Origin of the sequence: Algibacter sp. L1A34 (assembly GCF_009796805.1) — a bacterium.
Lineage (GTDB): Bacteria > Bacteroidota > Bacteroidia > Flavobacteriales > Flavobacteriaceae > Algibacter.
Genome location: NZ_CP047029.1, coordinates 1,751,161 through 1,768,861 on the forward strand (window position 1 = coordinate 1,751,161; position 17,701 = coordinate 1,768,861).

At 32.6% G+C, this 17,701-nt stretch carries 15 protein-coding genes and 1 tRNA gene; 10 read left to right on the plus strand and 6 right to left on the minus strand.

Annotated elements, in window-relative coordinates; all coding sequences use genetic code 11:
- Positions 1-2: 2 nt before the first annotated feature.
- Positions 3-533, minus strand: coding sequence for an alpha-ketoglutarate decarboxylase (locus GQR97_RS07475; RefSeq protein ID WP_233267624.1), 531 nt, complete (start codon positions 531-533; stop codon positions 3-5).
- A gap of 157 nt (positions 534-690) precedes the next feature.
- Between GQR97_RS07475 and GQR97_RS07480 the strand changes: the two genes are divergently transcribed.
- Together GQR97_RS07480 and odhB are read left to right on the plus strand one after the other, a co-directional pair.
- A complete protein-coding gene (locus GQR97_RS07480) occupies positions 691-3,429 on the plus strand; it encodes a 2-oxoglutarate dehydrogenase E1 component (RefSeq protein ID WP_158847032.1) in 2,739 nt (912 codons plus the stop codon).
- Between the two features lie 41 nt (positions 3,430-3,470).
- Positions 3,471-4,676, plus strand: coding sequence for a 2-oxoglutarate dehydrogenase complex dihydrolipoyllysine-residue succinyltransferase (gene odhB, locus GQR97_RS07485; protein WP_158847034.1), 1,206 nt, complete (start codon positions 3,471-3,473; stop codon positions 4,674-4,676).
- Positions 4,677-5,265: 589 nt separating this feature from the next.
- Here the strand turns inward: odhB and GQR97_RS07490 are convergent.
- The 5 genes from GQR97_RS07490 to GQR97_RS07510 form a co-directional block, all read right to left on the minus strand.
- The gene (locus tag GQR97_RS07490; protein ID WP_158847036.1) at positions 5,266-5,895 is read right to left on the minus strand and encodes a response regulator; all 630 of its coding nucleotides are present in this window, start codon (positions 5,893-5,895) and stop codon (positions 5,266-5,268) included.
- A 50-nt stretch (positions 5,896-5,945) separates the two neighbouring features.
- The gene (locus tag GQR97_RS07495; protein WP_158847038.1) at positions 5,946-6,389 is read right to left on the minus strand and encodes a TIGR02281 family clan AA aspartic protease; all 444 of its coding nucleotides are present in this window, start codon (positions 6,387-6,389) and stop codon (positions 5,946-5,948) included.
- Positions 6,386-8,908 (minus strand): CHAT domain-containing protein, encoded by a 2,523-nt coding sequence (locus GQR97_RS07500; RefSeq protein ID WP_158847053.1) that lies wholly within the window; start codon positions 8,906-8,908, stop codon positions 6,386-6,388. Before GQR97_RS07500 ends, GQR97_RS07495 begins: the two co-directional genes overlap by 4 nt.
- A gap of 54 nt (positions 8,909-8,962) precedes the next feature.
- Positions 8,963-10,918, minus strand: a complete 1,956-nt coding sequence (locus GQR97_RS07505) for a PKD domain-containing protein (protein WP_158847055.1) — start codon at positions 10,916-10,918, stop codon at positions 8,963-8,965.
- Positions 10,919-11,280: 362 nt separating this feature from the next.
- Positions 11,281-12,255, minus strand: coding sequence for a hypothetical protein (locus GQR97_RS07510; RefSeq protein WP_158847057.1), 975 nt, complete (start codon positions 12,253-12,255; stop codon positions 11,281-11,283).
- A 133-nt stretch (positions 12,256-12,388) separates the two neighbouring features.
- On the opposite strand from GQR97_RS07510, the gene GQR97_RS07515 reads away from it, so the two are divergent.
- The 8 genes from GQR97_RS07515 to GQR97_RS07550 all read left to right on the plus strand — a co-directional run bounded on the left by GQR97_RS07515 (position 12,389) and on the right by GQR97_RS07550 (position 17,690).
- Positions 12,389-12,970: an RNA polymerase sigma factor gene (locus GQR97_RS07515; RefSeq protein WP_158847059.1), complete on the plus strand. Its 582-nt coding sequence runs from the start codon at positions 12,389-12,391 to the stop codon at positions 12,968-12,970.
- Between the two features lie 5 nt (positions 12,971-12,975).
- Positions 12,976-13,722, plus strand: coding sequence for a hypothetical protein (locus GQR97_RS07520; RefSeq protein ID WP_158847061.1), 747 nt, complete (start codon positions 12,976-12,978; stop codon positions 13,720-13,722).
- 125 nt (positions 13,723-13,847) lie between these two features.
- Complete coding sequence (locus GQR97_RS07525; protein WP_158847063.1) at positions 13,848-14,615, plus strand: TatD family hydrolase; 768 nt, start codon at positions 13,848-13,850, stop codon at positions 14,613-14,615.
- A 3-nt stretch (positions 14,616-14,618) separates the two neighbouring features.
- Positions 14,619-15,641 (plus strand): asparaginase, encoded by a 1,023-nt coding sequence (locus GQR97_RS07530; RefSeq protein WP_158847065.1) that lies wholly within the window; start codon positions 14,619-14,621, stop codon positions 15,639-15,641.
- Positions 15,642-15,714: 73 nt separating this feature from the next.
- Positions 15,715-15,802, plus strand: a tRNA-Ser gene (locus GQR97_RS07535).
- A gap of 75 nt (positions 15,803-15,877) precedes the next feature.
- Entirely contained in the window at positions 15,878-16,654 is a 777-nt protein-coding gene (locus tag GQR97_RS07540) for a MotA/TolQ/ExbB proton channel family protein (RefSeq protein WP_158847067.1), read from the plus strand.
- Between the two features lie 22 nt (positions 16,655-16,676).
- The gene (locus tag GQR97_RS07545; protein WP_158847069.1) at positions 16,677-17,096 is read left to right on the plus strand and encodes a hypothetical protein; all 420 of its coding nucleotides are present in this window, start codon (positions 16,677-16,679) and stop codon (positions 17,094-17,096) included.
- A 3-nt stretch (positions 17,097-17,099) separates the two neighbouring features.
- Positions 17,100-17,690 carry an ExbD/TolR family protein gene (locus GQR97_RS07550; RefSeq protein WP_158847071.1) on the plus strand — a complete coding sequence of 197 codons (591 nt, stop codon included), beginning with the start codon at positions 17,100-17,102 and terminating at the stop codon, positions 17,688-17,690.
- The last annotated feature ends 11 nt before the right edge of the window (positions 17,691-17,701 follow it).

The following is a 17,701-nucleotide window of genomic DNA, read 5'->3' on the forward strand; positions in this document are numbered from 1 at the left end:
ATTTAGAAGTAAAACCGAACAAAGGGCGCCCAGGCTTGGGAATATATGCTTTTGTCCGTATCATATAACACATCATAGCGAATACCAAAAGTAACATTGCCATTACGATAACCCGCACCAAAATATAAAGCAGGAATCCAGTAGTTGTCGTTCGGTAGATTTAAGTTTCCGTTATATCGGCGATTTACGTTGAGTTCTTCAAATTCGGCTGATATTTGAATTTCGTTTATTGGATTATAGTAACCAATTAAACTTCCTCCTAAAATAGTTGATTTATAAATATTTTTCTGACTGTTGTATGTACCATTAATCCCTAAGCCTAATGAAAATGATTTGTTAAATTCATAAACTGCATTTGGAGCTAAAGTGCCACTAAAGAATTCGTCACCAAAATTTAAACCAATACCACCACCATATCTTACATGTTCCCAGAAATCACTTTTAAAATTTTGAGAATAGGATTGGTTAATCATAGAAATAAAAAAGATTAAAAAAACAGTAAGTGCTTTGTTTATTGGGAAAAAAAGTTTCATAAGAATAAGAAATGATTAGTAATTTAACAGTAATGACGGGTATATTCGTGAAATGTACATTATTTGCATAAATATAGTTAAAGAAACCTCTAATTTTACTAAAAGTTGTATTTTTGAGGAATATTTTGACTAACCTACAAAGGGATTAAGAATAGCAATGGATAAATTTTCATTTTTAAATACAGCACACACAGCATATTTTGCTGACTTATACGATCAATATTTACAAAACCCAGATTCGGTGGAGCCGAGTTGGAGAGCCTTTTTTCAAGGCTATGATTTCGGTAGTGAAAACTATGGATTAGAAGGTGATAGTGTAGAAAATATTTCTGCAGAAGTGCCAGAACAGTTACAAAAAGAATTTCAAATTGTAAGGCTTATTGATGGCTACAGAATGCGAGGACACTTGTTTACCAAAACAAATCCGGTACGTGATCGTCGTACATATTCACCAACATTAGAAATCTCTAATTTCGGACTTAGCGCAAACGATTTAGATACCGTTTTTACTGCAGGAGAAATTTTGGGTATTGGTACAAAAACGCTTCGCGAAATTATTGTACACCTCGATAAAATATATTGTCATTCTATTGGTGTCGAATATATGTATTTGCGTAACCCAGAAGTTATTGCTTGGTGGCAAGAACAACTTAATGCAAATGATAATCAGCCAAATTTTTCTGCTGATACTAAAAAATATATTCTTTCAAAATTAAATCATGCGGTTACTTTCGAAAACTTTTTGCAAACTAAATATGTTGGGCAAAAACGTTTTTCTTTAGAAGGAGGAGAGTCTTTAATTCCTGCCTTGAGTAATGTGCTTTTTTATGCTGTTAAAAAATACGGCGTTAAAGAATGTGTATTAGGTATGGCACACCGTGGTCGTTTAAATACACTTATCAATATTTTTAGAAAACCTTTGCATGAACTTTTTAGCGAGTTTGATGGTAAAGATTTTGAAGATATGGATATTGATGGTGATGTTAAATATCACTTGGGTTTAACGCTTGATAAAACTTATCAAAACGGTAAAACCCTTAAGATGAACTTGGTTCCGAATCCATCGCATTTAGAAACTGTTGCACCTGTAGCCGAAGGGATTACACGAGCAAAAATTGATGCGGATTATGATGGTGACGATTCTAAAATATTACCTATAATAGTACATGGGGATGCTGCAATCGCAGGTCAAGGTATAGTTTATGAGGTTGCACAAATGAGCCAGTTAGCTGGATATAAAACAGGCGGAACTGTACATATTGTTGTAAATAACCAAATAGGATTTACAACCAATTATTTAGATGCACGATCTAGTACGTATTGTACAGATGTGGCTAAAGTGACATTGTCACCGGTGTTACACGTAAATGCAGATGATGCAGAGGCTGTAGTTCATGCCGTTGAAATGGCATTGGAATACAGAATGCGATACAAAAAAGATGTATACATCGATTTATTAGGTTATAGAAAATATGGGCATAATGAAGGTGATGAGCCACGATTTACGCAGCCAAAATTATATAAAGAAATAGCGAAGCATTCTAATCCATTTAAAATTTATGCTGATAAATTAATAGCTGAAAAAACTGTTGATCAAGCATATGTTGATGATATTATTTCGGAATTTAAAGAGACTTTAGAAGGTGAGTATTCTAAGGCTAAAAAAGCCAAGTCGTCTATAGTTCGTGAGTTTATGCAAGAACGTTGGACAGATTTTGAGCGTCAAGGCTTAGAGTCTATGATGCAAACAGAAGATACATCTTATCCAAAAAATAAATTAGAAAGTATTTCTAAAGTAGTTTCTACAGTTCCAGCAGGTGTTAAGTTTTTACGCAAAGCAGAAAAAATTCTTAAAGGTCGAGAAAAAATGGTTTTTGAAACCGATACACTCGATTGGGGAATGGGAGAAACGCTAGCATACGGAAGTTTGCTTGAAGAAGGTTTTAATGTGCGTATCTCTGGGCAAGACGTTGAGCGTGGAACATTTAGCCACCGTCATGCTATTTTACGTGACGAAATTTCAGAAGAACGTATTAATTTATTAAATATCAATCCAGAGAGTAAAGGTAAAATGGATATTTATAATTCCTTTTTATCAGAATATGGTGTACTTGGTTTCGATTATGGTTATGCCATGGCAAACCCAAATACATTAACCATTTGGGAAGCGCAATTTGGAGATTTTAGTAATGGAGCTCAAATTATATTCGATCAATATTTATCGGCAGCTGAAGATAAATGGAAATCTCAAAATGGAATTGTAGTTTTATTACCTCATGGATATGAGGGGCAAGGTTCCGAGCATTCATCAGCAAGAATAGAACGTTACCTACAATTATGTGGTGAAGATAATATGACGGTTGCCGATTGTACAACACCAGGGAACATGTTCCACTTGTTACGTCGCCAAATGAAACGTAATTATAGAAAACCCTTAATTGTTTTCACTCCAAAAAGTTTATTACGTCATCCAAAAGCAGTTTCTAGTATAAAAGATTTAGCATCAGGAGAATTTCAAGAAGTTATCGACGATACTATTAACCCAACAAATGTTAAGAAATTAGTATTCTGTACAGGTAAATTTTATTACGATTTATTAGCTGAAAGAGAAGAACTAGGAAGAGAGGATGTTGCATTAGTGCGAATAGAACAGTTATTCCCGCTTCATTTAGAAAAAATACAAAGTGTTATTGATAAATATCCAAATGTTGAAAGTTACACTTGGGCGCAAGAAGAACCTAAAAACATGGGGGCTTGGATGCACATGGCACAACGTATGGATTTAGTGAAGTTAGAAGTAGCAGCACGTCCTTACAATTCTGTACCAGCACCAGGATCTAATACTAGAGATAAACGCAGACAACGTCGTGTAATCGATGAGGTTTTTGCAAATTAAATAAAAAGAATAAAATTCATATACAATTAAAATTATAAAGAATGATTTTAGAAATGAAAGTGCCTTCACCAGGCGAATCTATCACAGAAGTAGAAATAGCGACTTGGTTAGTTGAAGATGGCGATTACGTTGAAAAAGACCAAGCTATTGCCGAAGTTGATAGTGATAAAGCAACCTTAGAATTACCAGCAGAAGCAAGTGGTATTATTACGCTTAAAGCGGAAGAAGGTGATGCTGTTGAAGTTGGAGCTGTAGTTTGTTTAATTGATACAAGTGCAGAAAAACCAGCAGGTGGAGAAGCGCCAAAAGCAGAAGTTAAAGTGGAAGCACCAAAAGCAGAAGCGCCAAAAGTAGCTGAAGCAAAAACGTATGCTACAGGTTCTGCAAGTCCTGCCGCTAAAAAAGTTTTAGCTGAAAAAGGAATTGCTGCCTCATCTATTTCAGGTACGGGTAAAGCAGGCCGAATTACTAAAGACGATGCCGTAAAAGCAGTACCTTCTATGGGAACTCCAACTGGTGGTAGCCGTGGTACTTCCAGAAGTAAAATGTCTATGTTACGTAGAAAAGTAGCCGAACGTTTAGTTGAGGTGAAAAATACAACAGCGATGTTAACCACATTTAATGAGGTTGATATGTCGCCTATTTTTGCGTTACGTTCAGAATATAAAGAGACCTTTAAAACTAAACATGGTGTTGGTTTAGGGTTTATGAGTTTCTTTACTTTAGCAGTTGTTAGAGCGCTAGAAATGTATCCATCAGTGAATTCAATGATGGATGGTAAAGAAATGTTATCATACGATTTTTGTGATATTAGTATTGCTGTATCGGGTCCAAAAGGATTAATGGTACCAGTAATTCGTAATGCTGAAAACTTATCTTTTAGAGGTGTAGAGTCGGAAGTAAAACGTTTGGCACTTCGCGCAAGAGATGGTCAAATTACTGTTGATGAAATGACGGGTGGAACATTCACTATAACAAACGGAGGTGTTTTTGGTAGTATGTTATCTACGCCAATTATTAATCCACCACAAAGTGGGATTTTAGGAATGCACAACATTGTAGAGCGTCCGGTTGCTATTGATGGTCAGGTTGTAATTCGTCCAATAATGTATGTAGCATTATCTTATGATCATAGAATTATTGATGGTAAAGAAAGTGTAGGGTTCTTAGTTGCTGTAAAAGAGGCTTTAGAAAACCCGATAGAATTATTAATGAATAACGATGTTAGAAAAGCTTTAGAACTTTAAGTAATATTTAATATAGTAGTAAAAAAAGGGTGTTTCATAATTTATGAAACACCCTTTTTTTTGGTTTAGACGTATAATGAGAGAGCCTAAAACATTATATATAAGTTAAAGGATATCATTACGATAACTAAAATAAAAACAACAATTAATACAAATTTATTCAAAGGATTCCTCTTCTCTTCCATGATTTGTTCTTTTAGCATTTGTTTAAATTTTTAGTAGTTTAACTTATGTGGCTTTGCTAAATAATAGCATTGTAAAGGTATGTTGCTTGTAGTTTTAAAAAAATAAGTTTATGTACGTATTTTTATAATCGAGCTGTTTTTTTAGTTATGAAACAGAATCATTCGTATCTAAATTATTATTATCTAGAGCCAAATATATTTTGATATGGTAGAGTAAAAATTATTTCGCTTTATAAAAATTTGTGATTTACATGTTTTATAAGTGAATAGTGTAATTTTAAAATGTAAAAGACTCTAAATCATTACAATTTAGAGTCTTTTTTAATTCTCCCTAAGAACTAATTAATAGCACTGTAAAGATATAGTTTATTCCCGTAAGAAAAAATACGCACTTCTACTTATATTTATAAAAATGCTTTATTTACGGTAGCCCAGATGGCTAGAGAAGTTGGTTTTTTATCTAAATTTAATTTAGAAACTATGTTACTACGGTGTTTATCTACAGTTCTAACGGAAATAGATAATTCTTTGGCAATGGTATGGCTAGTTTTACTTTCTGAAATAAGACGCACTATTTTGAATTCAGATTTTGTTAATAGCTCTAAGTTTTTCGGTTTTGTATTGTTATTATGATCTAGATACGATGCAATCTCTTCGCTAAAATAAGGTTTTCCCTCTAACACATGTTCAATACAATTTTCTATTTCTTCAACAGCAAATTCCTTTAAAATGTACCCGTAAACCCCAGCTTCAATGGCTTGGTCGTAAACTTCTTCTTCTTTATCAAAAGTAATAAGTATTATTTTTGTTGGTAAACGGTGCTTTTTACAAGTCTCAGCAATTTCTAAACCTGTTTTATGTGGCATTCTAATATCTAGAATAGCAATTTCGGGTTCTAATTTTACAATTAAGTTATAGGCAGCGTTGCCATCTTCAGCACTTCCAATGATATTAAACCCTTTGGATGTTAAAAAATCGGTAAGACCGCGTAGCATTAACGGATGATCATCAGCTATTACTATAGTTGTATTCATTGACTAGTTGCTAGGAAGGTATTAATTGCTATTGCGTCTAATTTAAACGATTATAGCTTCAAATACAAGTATTTCTTTTCATAATCAATAATGCCCTTAGCTTTTTTCAAAATGTCGGCACCAATTATACCATCTACAGGCTTTGAGTTATGGTTTATAAGGGCTGTGTTTACATGAGATAAATTAAATAAAACGAGCACTACTTTATTGTGACTCCATTTTCCAATTTTGACTTTATTTTTTTTAGACATTTTGGTGTCCATATCTGTGGCTCCAGCACCAGCAGCTTTTATTAAAGAATCTTCGGCATTGAGATTAAACGTTTCAATCCCTTCAAACCCAACGCAAGAACTAGATGCTCCTGTATCTAAAATAAACAAACCTTTTTTTCCATTAATAGTAGCTTTTATTTCAAAATGATTTGTTTTTGTTAAATGAAGCTTTACTTTGGTGTAACCCTTGTTTATTAGGAACTCTTGAAGGTTTGTTGTCATTTAGTTTTTAATTTCAATGCTAAAAATACTATAAACAGCGCAATTAGTATCCCAATGCAAATATAAATTACTAAGTTTTTTGTTTTCGGTTCCGTAAGTTCTCCATAGTAAACAAAAGCGCTCCAGTAGTAAGGCGATTTTTTAGAATTGCTAATCGATTCATTTTCAATATAACTTATCTTAGAAGCATGATTGGCGATATTAGCCGATTGGGATGTGTTGTAGCTTTCGTAAAATGATTCCATGATTTGTGCAGTCGATAAATCGTTAATTTGCCAAAGTGAAAACAATATGTTTTGTGCGCCAGCATATTGAAACCCTCGCGCTACGCTCATAGCGCCTTCGCCTCTGTACAATTTACCAACGCCCGTTTCGCAGGCGCTTAAAACAACTAGTTTTGGACTCAAATCTAGGCTATAGAGTTCATTTAAAAACAGTGTATTATCAAAAAATGATAGGTTTGATGGTTTTACAAAATCGCCACTGCTAGCATGGGTTGATAAATGAATAATATCATATTTTGAAGCATTTTTAAAAAAGTTGTTTTTGGTAGCTTCTGCTCGCATAAAAAGTTTTGAGGGCATATGTTTCTCAATCGCTTTAGCCTCGTTAACGGAATACGTTAAAGTTTGATTTGTGTTTTCAAAAACAGGAAAAAAACCTAAAACATTGTTGTTACTTCTCTTTTTAGTTTCATTTAAATATAGAGCAATACTGGTATTATAAATAATGTTATGCTTTTTGATAACAAAAGGCATTTTGGCGTAAGATGCTGTTTTTGTTTCTTCCGTTAGTAAAGCTTCAAAAGGTATAAAACTCAGTAAACCATCGGGAATAATGATGACATTTTTAAAAGATGAAAGCATATTAAAACCTAATAATTCATAAATTCTAAAACCCTGTTCTGTATAATTTGATATATCATTATTAATGGTTGAAGGCGCATTAAAAAGATTAATAAAATCTGAAATTTGTCTTTTTATTTCTGAAGTAAAATCAATTCGGTTGATGCTTATGTCTTGACTTGAAACAATAAATTGGTAAATACTTTTTTTGCCATAAAAATATTCGGTTAAAACAGTATCATCTTTTAATAATTTTGCGTTGAGAATATTGTAATTAATGGAAGATTCCTTGTCTGGAAATTTTTTAGAAATCCTTTTTTTTAAGGCTTTCAGTTGCATACTAATTGCGCTAAGTTGTATGCTTAAAGTATTAATTTTAGAAGAACCCAAACCTTCTTTAATCAATAAACTAGTGAGTTGTTCTTGTTTTTTTAAGAGGCTGAATTCTTTAATTAGTAAACTATTGTTTGGGAAACGTTGTAAGCGTGTTTTTTTTGAAAATAAGGTTTTTAAAACTGAAGATTTACTGTTTTCTGCATATTGAAGCGCCGTTTTTAAAACCGATTTATTTTGAGTTTCACGATAAGTATCAAAAAGAATATCGATACATTTTTCACTTCGTATTCTGTTATTCGTTTCGTTTAAAATTTTGGTTTCTTGAGAGGTCCAGCTACTTTGTAATAAATTAGAAACGTAAAAACTAAGATCCAAGCTCCGTAATGCTAATTCAGGGTTCGTTTCTATTTCGGCATACAAATCGAAAATATCCATAAATTTATTGTCGGCGTATAGTTCATTTTTACTTGGCAATCCGCTGTTTTTAAATTGTGGTAATAACGTTTTTATTGCCGATTGTAAAAACGATAAAGCTTTTTTCTGTTGTTTCAAAAGAAAATAAAGTTGAGCCTCTTCAATATAGAGTTGGGCTTCTTCACGTTTTGTAATGTTATTTTTTAATTGAATATTTTTATAGGAATAAAAAGAGTCTAAGGCTTTTGGAAAATCTTTGTTTTTTAAATGAAATAAATAATTACTTCTTATGTTTTTAGAGTTTGAGGTCTGGTTGAATTGATTTAAAACGGTTAGGTTTTCTGTTTTTATTTGAAGTAAATGTACTTTTTGAATTTCAGAAATATTTTTAATTTTTAAACCGTCATCTATAGTTTCTATTGCCGTTTTATGCCTTCCTAAAGTGAAATATAATTTAGCTAGATTAATAACACCACTTACTTGATGTGCTGTGTTTTTAGTTTTTTCAGCTAAATATATATATTGATTTATAGTGTTTAGCGCATTGGTAAAATCGCCTGTTTTTGTGTATAAAGTACCTAGCGGGTTTAAACAATTTTCTATAATATCGAAATCTGAAATTTTTGAAAGCTGGTTATCATTAAAACGGATTAGAGCATCTTCATAAGTGTTAATCGCTTTTGTTAATTTAGATTGTTCGAATAAATAAAAGGCTTTATGTGTTTGTAGAAACACCAAAGCGAGCTGCTCATCTTTAGATGTTACTTCAATTTTAAAAGCACTTTCTTTTTTGTCTAAAACCTGAAGCGAGGTGCTGTTTTGATTTCCAATAAAAGATTCCGCGGCCAAATAAATAGTTTCTTCTAAGTTTTGGGCGAAACTAAATGCGGTGATAAAAAAAAGAAGAAAGTAATGTTTTTTCATGTTATGTTTTACAACAATAATTTAGAACCTAATAGATTTTATGGATTATTAAACTTAAAATTTCCAAATAGCATAAAATTGCCAATAGTTGAAGTCTTCTTCAAAATTCATGATGTATCTTGCGCCTAAACTAGGGCCTATTCTGGCAAAACCAGCTGTAGCTTCAAATAACAACCCAGTGCGTAAATTGGTGAAGGATTCGCTGGTGCTGCTGCTTTCTTCAAAAGAATTAAAAAGATTTTTTTCTATTGCGTCGCCTTCAAACTGTTCTGTAAATGTATTTTGTGTACTTTTTTCACTTAAAGAGATAGTGTTTTGTAAACCTGCTCCTATACCTATAAAGTTATTTAAATTATAGCGTAATAAAACGGGAACATCCCAATCTATGTTTTTGTATGTGGTTTGGGTAGTTGTACGTTGTAAATACCTAAAACCTTGTGCGGCATCATCTACAAATTCTTCAATCACATCTATGTTGCTATCATAATTATGAAAATTACTCATAAGTTCAATCTGCCAATATAATCTATACGATTTATATGGAGATAGAGTAGCTCCAATAAAATAACTTTCGGAATTTCGTAAATCGGAAAATGAGTTATAACCCATTTTTGCTCCAATAGAAATCCCTGGTAAAAATCGAGTTGTAGAATAATTAGTAATTATCGGGTCGTTTTTATCAAAAATAATTGCGGTTCTACTTTTGGTTTTTACTTTATGAAAATCTTTAGCAAACTTTACGCTGTATTTTACAAAACCTTTTGTGGAATCGTATTCTTTTACGTTTTTCTGTTCGCTGCCAGGTAAATAGATGTTTTTAAAGGTGAAAATAGCTTGGGTTTTGGTGAATGTTGTATCTAGACAACTATAGAGAACATCTCGTTTGGGGCATATGTCGCATTTAGGATACATATCGACAACTTTTAAAGTCGATTTATCTAACATTTCTGGAATATCGGTTTCTAAACGGATGGTATTTGCAGGGCCTTCACCGTTGTTTTGAAACTTAATTTTATACTTTAAAGTTTTAAAACGGACAAGGCGATAATTCATAAATGTCCCGTTAGACGACATTTTATTAGGATCGTGCGAGGTTACAATTTCCATTTCCATATCTTTTACTTTGTGGTTATCGTAATTGGCATCTGGCACATAAATACCACGAACAGAAATTATGGCACTAGTATCTTTAACCATTTCTGGAGTGGTTTTTAAACTGAAAAAAATATTACGTTCTTCTTCAGGTTCCATGTTGTCGAACTCTAAAACGCGCCAGTTTTTGTACACCGCTTGGGCTTGGGATAGGGTTAAAGGTAAATTTGTTTTTATGGTAGTATCTTGTGATATATTCCTGAAATTTGTGGCTTCATCATTTAAGGACGCTAAATACGTATTGTTGTTTTCAATGTTTTGGGTTGAAGCAAAAGCACCGGTTAAAACGCTTTTTTCATTGTGATGGAATCTAGTATCTGTTAATTCAAAATTATTGGCTTTATATTTCAATTCATTAAAAAACAGATAGATTTTCCCGTTGGTCGTGTAGTTTTTAATGTTTTTGTAACTTAAAATGGTTACAATTTCTTCTTCTGGAACAGGTTCGCGATTTCGTTTAAGAGTGAAATCGTCTTCCATAGATGCTTCATCTAGATAATCATCGGTAACTGAATTAATCTTTATTTTTTTAGGGCGAGTAGTTGGTGGTTTACCGGTGTCGTAATTATTGGTTGCCCATAATTTTATTTCATATTCACCTTTCTGTTTGTAAGTATGCTTTGGTGTTGCTTCTTTGCTATAGCTGCCGTCTCCCATTTCCCAGTAATGGGTGTAAAATGCTTTGGGTGCACCTGCTATTTGATTTAAAGCTGGTGTTTCTGGAGTTAACAAAACCGAATTACCTACTATGTTTGTTTTAATTGTTGCGGCTCTAGTAATGGTATCGTTAATTGGTGCTTGTCCAAAAATAAATAAAGGTAAAGTTAAAGTTAGAAAAAGGGTGAGGTATTTTTTCATAGAACCGTTTAGTTAGTTTATAAATATACAAAAGAGAATGTTTTTAAGACGAAAAAATATTTTGATGCTTCAATTCTGTGTGAGGTCTACTAATTAATTGCCATGTTTTTCGTTTATTTAAAAAAGTGCATATATATTATGGCTAGATTTGCCCATAGTATTACTATAATGCAAACGATTAATATTTTTAAAAACACGTTCTTCTTCATATTAATATATCAACCTGGAATACATTTTGTTACCCTGTTTTTTAAATTTTTTTTGAAATTAAAAACCCAGAAACAAAAAGTTTCTGGGTTAAAATTTAGGTTAAACTGAACTCGCTTTAAATTTTAGGAGAGAAAAGTGGGGCAAAAAAAGGTTTATGGTAATGCGTTTATTATTGATGTAAGTTGTGCTTGGGTAACAATAGATGTTTCGTTATCTGTAATTGTAATTATGCCGTTTTCTACTATAGTTGCAGCTTGTACAGCGTATTTCCAATCGCCAGCTTCTTCGGTTACAAAAATTACATGACATTCTAATCCTATTGGGATTTGACCGTAATGCTCGCTAAATAAACCTGAATCTACATTATAAGTATCTAAGTTTGCTAAGCCAGAGTCTTCACCATCGTAAGATAAAAACACGGAACAGTTTGTTTTGTCGTAACCTTCCGGAACACCAACTAAAATAGTTGTTTTTTCACGAGGATCATTGTAAAAACGATCTACGTTAGACCATCCAAAATCACCTAAAAAAGCATAATATTCGTTACCTTCTGCAAAAACACCACGTTGGGCAGGGTTATCTTTGTCGTCTTCTTCCCATGCAAGATTTCCATTTTCGTCAATAGTGCCTTCCCATAGAGTCATATCGTTATCAGCTCCACCAGTTAAATTGGTAGGGATTCCTAATTGCATATTGCATCCCAGTTCTAAATTAATGCCATTTTGTGTTGCATTTATAAAAAACTCACCGCCCGTTAAAAGCAATGCTTTATCTCCATCTGGTGTAAAGCCCATGGTGGGTTTGTTTGTTACAAGCATGTTTCCTTTATCAAAAAGTTCTACGAACTCTAAATCGACTTGGCCAGTAATAGCGTTTCCATTTAAAGTTAAGCAATCTCCGTTAAGCGATATAGATACGCCGTTTTCGGAGGTTAATGTAACCCATCCATCTTCCGCGTTAAACAGGAAATTTTGTGTTAAGCCTTCTATAGCTTCATCTTGTAAATTATTATACTCATCGGCTGTTGCACGAACAATAATATCTACGTCGTCATTTTTTTCATCACAACTTGTAAAAAGAATTGCCGTTACAAATAGAGTTCCTAAAATGTGTTTTAAATTTTTCATAATTTATTGTTGTTAATTTCTGTTTTAAATTTGTTTGCCATTTTGACTGTTACACCCTTATATCAAAACCATTTTAAATTTGTTACCCTTTTATTTGAAAGTTTTTTTACATTAGTTGCAAATACAAGGGTTAATGGGTGAAAAAAAAATACACGAAGACCAGAAATATATCGATGGTTTATTAAAAAACAATAGTTTTATTATACAAGCCATCTATGATAAGTTTGTGCCGAAAGTGATTAATTACATTAAACAGAATAGTGGTAATAGTGACCAAGCTCAGGATGTTATACAAGACACTCTAATAACCATTTACAACCAAGCAAGCGAAAAGAATTTGCAATTAACCTGCCCTTTCGATGCTTACTTCTTCTTGTTATGTAAAAGAAAGTGGTTGAATGTTTTAAAAAAATCTTCCAATAAGGAGGTAACAATTAATGAGGAAGTGTTATCTAAAGGAGATGAGGCTCAAGAACTAGCGTTCGAAACTTCGGTATTTGGTGAAAAACAAGCTTTATTTGCCGAAATGTTCGAAAAATTAGGTAACGCATGTCAAGATTTGTTGAAAGCAACTTTCAAAATAAAATCAATGGAAGAAGTTGCTGCAAGTTTAAATGTAACCTATGCTTATGCACGCAAAAAGAAATCACTGTGTATTGGCAAACTAACCGAGTTGGTTCGCGAGTCGCCTAAATTTAACCAATTTAAAAATTAACCATCATGGAAGAGCAAGATTATATTCAATTTGAAGATTACCTTTTCGGAAACCTTACGGAAACAGAAGCCAAAGTTTTTGAAAATAAATTAAATACCAATAGCGCTTTCGCGGAAGCGTTCCAGACTTATAAAAATCTATCTCATTATTTAAGTGATAAATATGGGAACGAAACCGAATCGGTAGCTTTTAAAGAAAATTTAAATACTATTTCAAGTAAATATTTTAAAGAAAAAATGGTTGTTACGGAAGAGAAAAGTAACGAAAAATCCTTTACATTTTATAAATATGCTATTGCAGCTTGCGTGATTTTAATGTTTGGTGTTTTTACTTTTAGCCAGTTTTCGAGTCCATCGTACAGTGATTTTAATAATTACGATGCCGTAAGTTTAACGGTTAGAGGGGAGAATGATGACCTTTTAAAAACAGCCGAAAGCGCATTTAATTCTAGAGATTTCGCTTCCGCGGAAATGGCTTTCGCTCAATTAATTCAAATAGATCAAAATAATGTAGAGTTTAATCTTTACAGTGCTATTAGCAATATAGAGTTGGATAATTATGAAAAAGCAGACGATTTATTAACGGATATAGCCAACGGAAATTCAGTATATAAAAACAAAGCTATTTGGTATTTAGCTTTAAGTAAACTGAAACAAAATGATGAATTGGCCTGTGTTGATATCTTGAAAACGGTTCCCGAAGAAGCTGATGATTATGAGCGTGCACAGAAATTATTAAATAAATTGGATTAACAATAACGCTAAAAAAGTAAATTATAGAAATAAAGACCTGTTAAGTTTATTGCTTTGCAGGTCTTTTTTATTAATCTAATTGCTAAATACCTCGACAAATTTAAATACTTCATTATTTTTACCGAATGATTATTACAGATACACACACTCATTTATATAGTGAAGCCTTTGATGAAGATAGAGACGAAATGATTTCTCGAGCCATTGAGCAAGGTGTTACTCGTTTTTTTATTCCAGCGATAGATTCTACATACACGGAAGCTATGCTTCAATTAGAAAAAGATTATCCCGAAAATATGTTTTTAATGTCTGGTTTGCATCCAACACATGTAAAAGATAATTATAAAGACGAGCTAGAGCATGTAGAACATATGCTCGCTAATCATAAATTTTATGCTGTTGGCGAAATTGGTATCGATTTATATTGGGATAAATCAACATTAGAGATTCAAAAAGCTGCATTTAAACATCAGATACAGTTGGCAAAAAAATATAAACTACCCATAGTTATTCATTGTAGAGAAGCTTTCGGTGAAGTTTTCGAGGTTTTAGAAAGTGAAAAAGGGGATGATTTATTTGGAGTTTTCCATTGTTTTACCGGAAGTTTAGAGCAAGCTCACCAAGCGATTTCTTATAATATGAAATTAGGTATTGGTGGGGTATCAACTTTTAAGAACGGAAAAATAGATCAATTTTTAAATGAAATAGATTTAAAACACATTGTTTTGGAAACCGATGCGCCTTATTTAGCACCAGTACCATTCCGTGGAAAACGTAATGAAAGTGCTTATATATTAAAGGTGTTAGAAAAACTATCTGGTATATATAATGTTTCCGAAGAAAAACTAGCCGAAATCACAACAGCAAATTCAAAAGCTATTTTTAAAATTTAATATATGAAACCAAAAATACTCCTTATATATACTGGCGGTACCATTGGTATGGTGAAAGATTTTAAAACGGGAGCGCTAAAAGTGTTCAATTTTAAAAATATTATAAAACGAATTCCAGAATTACAGTTGTTGGATTGTAATATTGAAACTTTTTCATTTAAAAAGCCCATTGATTCTAGTAACATGGATCCCAAATATTGGGTGCAAATGGTTGAGGTTATTGAGGAAAAGTATAATGATTTTGATGGTTTTGTTGTGCTTCATGGTAGTGATACTATGAGCTATACAGCATCTGCTTTAAGTTTTATGCTCGAGAATCTAGCAAAACCAGTAATATTTACAGGCTCGCAATTACCAATTGGAGATTTACGAACCGATGCTAAAGAAAATTTAATTACATCAATCCAAGTGGCGTCTTTACAAGACGAAGGAAAACCAGTGGTGCAAGAAGTTTGTTTGTATTTTGAATATAAATTATATCGCGCCAATAGGACAACGAAGATTAATGCAGAGCATTTTCAGGCGTTTGCTTCATTCAATTATCCAGATTTAGCAGAATCTGGTGTTCATTTAAAAATAAAGCATAAATATTTATTTAAACCTAACGGAAGTAAAAAACTTCATGTTCATAAAAAATTAGATGAAGATATTGCTCTTATTAAACTTTATCCAGGTATTTCTAAAGTTGTATTAAAAAATATTTTTAACACTCCAAATTTAAAAGCGGTTATTTTGGAAACCTATGGTTCTGGAAATTGTACTACCGAAATGTGGTTCATAAATATGCTAAAAGAAACCATTGAAAAAGGCATACATATCATCAATATTACGCAATGTTCTGGCGGAAGTGTCATGATGGGGCACTATGAGACCAGTGATATGTTAAAAAAAGTAGGTGTAATCTCCGGGAAAGACATAACAACAGAGGCTGCAATAGCCAAGTTAATGTATTTATTAGGGAAAAACATTGAGGCTAAAAGCTTCAAAACCACCTATGAAACATCTTTAATAGGAGAATTGACTTAAAATTAACTGTTAAAATTTTAGCGTTCGGAGTTTTTTTTGTTATTTGAGCCCTAGAATAAAAGCTGTTAAAAAAAGAGAGGTGGCCGAGTGGTCGAAGGCGCACGCCTGGAAAGTGTGTATACCTCAAAAGGGTATCGAGGGTTCGAATCCCTTCCTCTCTGCTTAAATTTTTTTATTTTTAATTGCTTTTTTTTTATATCTTTAACACTTTAACTAATAAAATTAAGATTTAGAACATGAAAAGATTATTTTCTATCCTTGCCATTACAGTAATGATGGCATTCGGAACTGCAAATGCAACAACAATTGCAAACACAAGTACAGCTGTAACGACTGTAACTACTACTACTTTAACTCAAGATGATGAAGCTCCTGTAGCAGATGTTGGATTTCATCAAGATTTGAAAAAACGTTTTATTGAAGGTGGTCCAGGTTTTATGGGTATTGTACTATTATGTCTAATTCTTGGATTAGCAATCGCTATTGAGAGAATTATCTTTTTAAACTTATCAACTACAAACACAAAAAAATTAACGCAATCTGTTGAAGATGCACTTACCTCTGGTGGTGTTGATGCTGCAAAAGAAGTTTGTAGAAACACTAAAGGGCCTATCGCATCTATTTACTATCAAGGTTTAGATAGAAATGATGAAGGTATTGAAGCTGTTGAAAAAGCTGTTGTAGCTTACGGTGGTGTTCAAATGGGACAATTAGAGAAAAATGTTTCTTGGATTTCATTATTTATCGCTCTTGCACCAATGCTTGGTTTCATGGGTACGGTAATTGGTATGATTCAAGCCTTTGATAAAATTGAAGCAGCTGGTGATATGCAACCTTCTCTTGTTGCAGGTGGTATTAAAGTAGCACTTTTAACAACAGTATTTGGTCTTGTAGTAGCTATTATTCTTCAAATTTTTTACAATTATATTATTGCTAAAATTGATAGTATTGTTAACGACATGGAAGATGCTTCTATCACGTTAATGGATCTATTGATTAGACACAAAAAGTAATAATTTAAAATCTGAAAAAATTATGAATACTCACAAAATAATAAAAATCGTAGCTTTTGCTCTCGCGATTCTTGGCTCTATCTTTGCGCTGATGATCATGACGGGGTCAGACGCTATGATTGATAACATACTATATGTTACGTACGCTGTACTAGGATTAGTAATAGCGTTAGTTTTAATATTTGTTTTGAAAGGATTAGTTACAGGAGATATCAAAAAAACTTTGATGACTGTAGGAGCCTTTTTAGCAGTTATTTTTATAACTTATGCCATGTCATCGGGTACCGATTTAGACTTACAACCATTTAATGATAAAGGTCTTGGTATTACCGAAAGTATTTCTAAAAATGTAGGGGCAGGTTTATATGCTTTTTACGTTTTAGCAGTTATAGCAATTGGATCAATGCTATACGGTGGTGTAAAAAAAATATTTAATAAATAAATTATGGCAAAAAGAGCAGCACCAGAAGTTAATGCAGGCTCAATGGCCGACATTGCTTTCTTATTATTAATATTTTTCTTAGTAACAACAACTATTGAAACAGATTCTGGTATTAACAGAAAACTGCCTCCAATGGAAGAACAAACAGATCCACCTGTTATTAAGCAAAAAAATATTTTTACAGTTATTGTAAATAAGAATGATGATTTATTGGTTGAAGATGAACCAATGAAGCTTAAAGATTTGCGTAAAGCAGCCATTGCTTTTTTAGATAATGGCGGTGACAAATCTTGTGATTATTGTACAGGAAAAAAAGATCCTGATTCATCTGATAATCCTGATAAAGCCATCATTTCTTTAGCAAATGATAGAGAGACCACTTACAAAACGTATATTGCTGTACAGAATGAATTAGTAGCAGCTTATAACGATTTAAGAAACAAGAGAGCCCAAGGCCTATTCGGTATGTCTTTCGTTGAATTGGAAGCCAATTCAAAGGATGTTAATTGGCCTGGGAATAAAACAGAGTTAAAAAAGAAGATAGATCAGATTAAAGCTGAGTATCCTCAAAAACTCTCAGAAGTACAAAAATAATTTAACATTCA

Excerpts from the sequence above, each read along its gene's own strand:
- GQR97_RS07475 (WP_233267624.1), bottom strand. The coding sequence starts at position 533 with ATGAAACTTTTTTTCCCAATAAACAAAGCACTTACTGTTTTTTTAATC.
- GQR97_RS07480 (WP_158847032.1), top strand. The coding sequence starts at position 691 with ATGGATAAATTTTCATTTTTAAATACAGCACACACAGCATATTTTGCT.
- odhB (WP_158847034.1), top strand. The coding sequence starts at position 3,471 with ATGATTTTAGAAATGAAAGTGCCTTCACCAGGCGAATCTATCACAGAA.
- GQR97_RS07490 (WP_158847036.1), bottom strand. The coding sequence starts at position 5,895 with ATGAATACAACTATAGTAATAGCTGATGATCATCCGTTAATGCTACGC.
- GQR97_RS07495 (WP_158847038.1), bottom strand. The coding sequence starts at position 6,389 with ATGACAACAAACCTTCAAGAGTTCCTAATAAACAAGGGTTACACCAAA.
- GQR97_RS07500 (WP_158847053.1), bottom strand. The coding sequence starts at position 8,908 with ATGAAAAAACATTACTTTCTTCTTTTTTTTATCACCGCATTTAGTTTC.
- GQR97_RS07505 (WP_158847055.1), bottom strand. The coding sequence starts at position 10,918 with ATGAAAAAATACCTCACCCTTTTTCTAACTTTAACTTTACCTTTATTT.
- GQR97_RS07510 (WP_158847057.1), bottom strand. The coding sequence starts at position 12,255 with ATGAAAAATTTAAAACACATTTTAGGAACTCTATTTGTAACGGCAATT.
- GQR97_RS07515 (WP_158847059.1), top strand. The coding sequence starts at position 12,389 with ATGGGTGAAAAAAAAATACACGAAGACCAGAAATATATCGATGGTTTA.
- GQR97_RS07520 (WP_158847061.1), top strand. The coding sequence starts at position 12,976 with ATGGAAGAGCAAGATTATATTCAATTTGAAGATTACCTTTTCGGAAAC.
- GQR97_RS07525 (WP_158847063.1), top strand. The coding sequence starts at position 13,848 with ATGATTATTACAGATACACACACTCATTTATATAGTGAAGCCTTTGAT.
- GQR97_RS07530 (WP_158847065.1), top strand. The coding sequence starts at position 14,619 with ATGAAACCAAAAATACTCCTTATATATACTGGCGGTACCATTGGTATG.
- GQR97_RS07540 (WP_158847067.1), top strand. The coding sequence starts at position 15,878 with ATGAAAAGATTATTTTCTATCCTTGCCATTACAGTAATGATGGCATTC.
- GQR97_RS07545 (WP_158847069.1), top strand. The coding sequence starts at position 16,677 with ATGAATACTCACAAAATAATAAAAATCGTAGCTTTTGCTCTCGCGATT.
- GQR97_RS07550 (WP_158847071.1), top strand. The coding sequence starts at position 17,100 with ATGGCAAAAAGAGCAGCACCAGAAGTTAATGCAGGCTCAATGGCCGAC.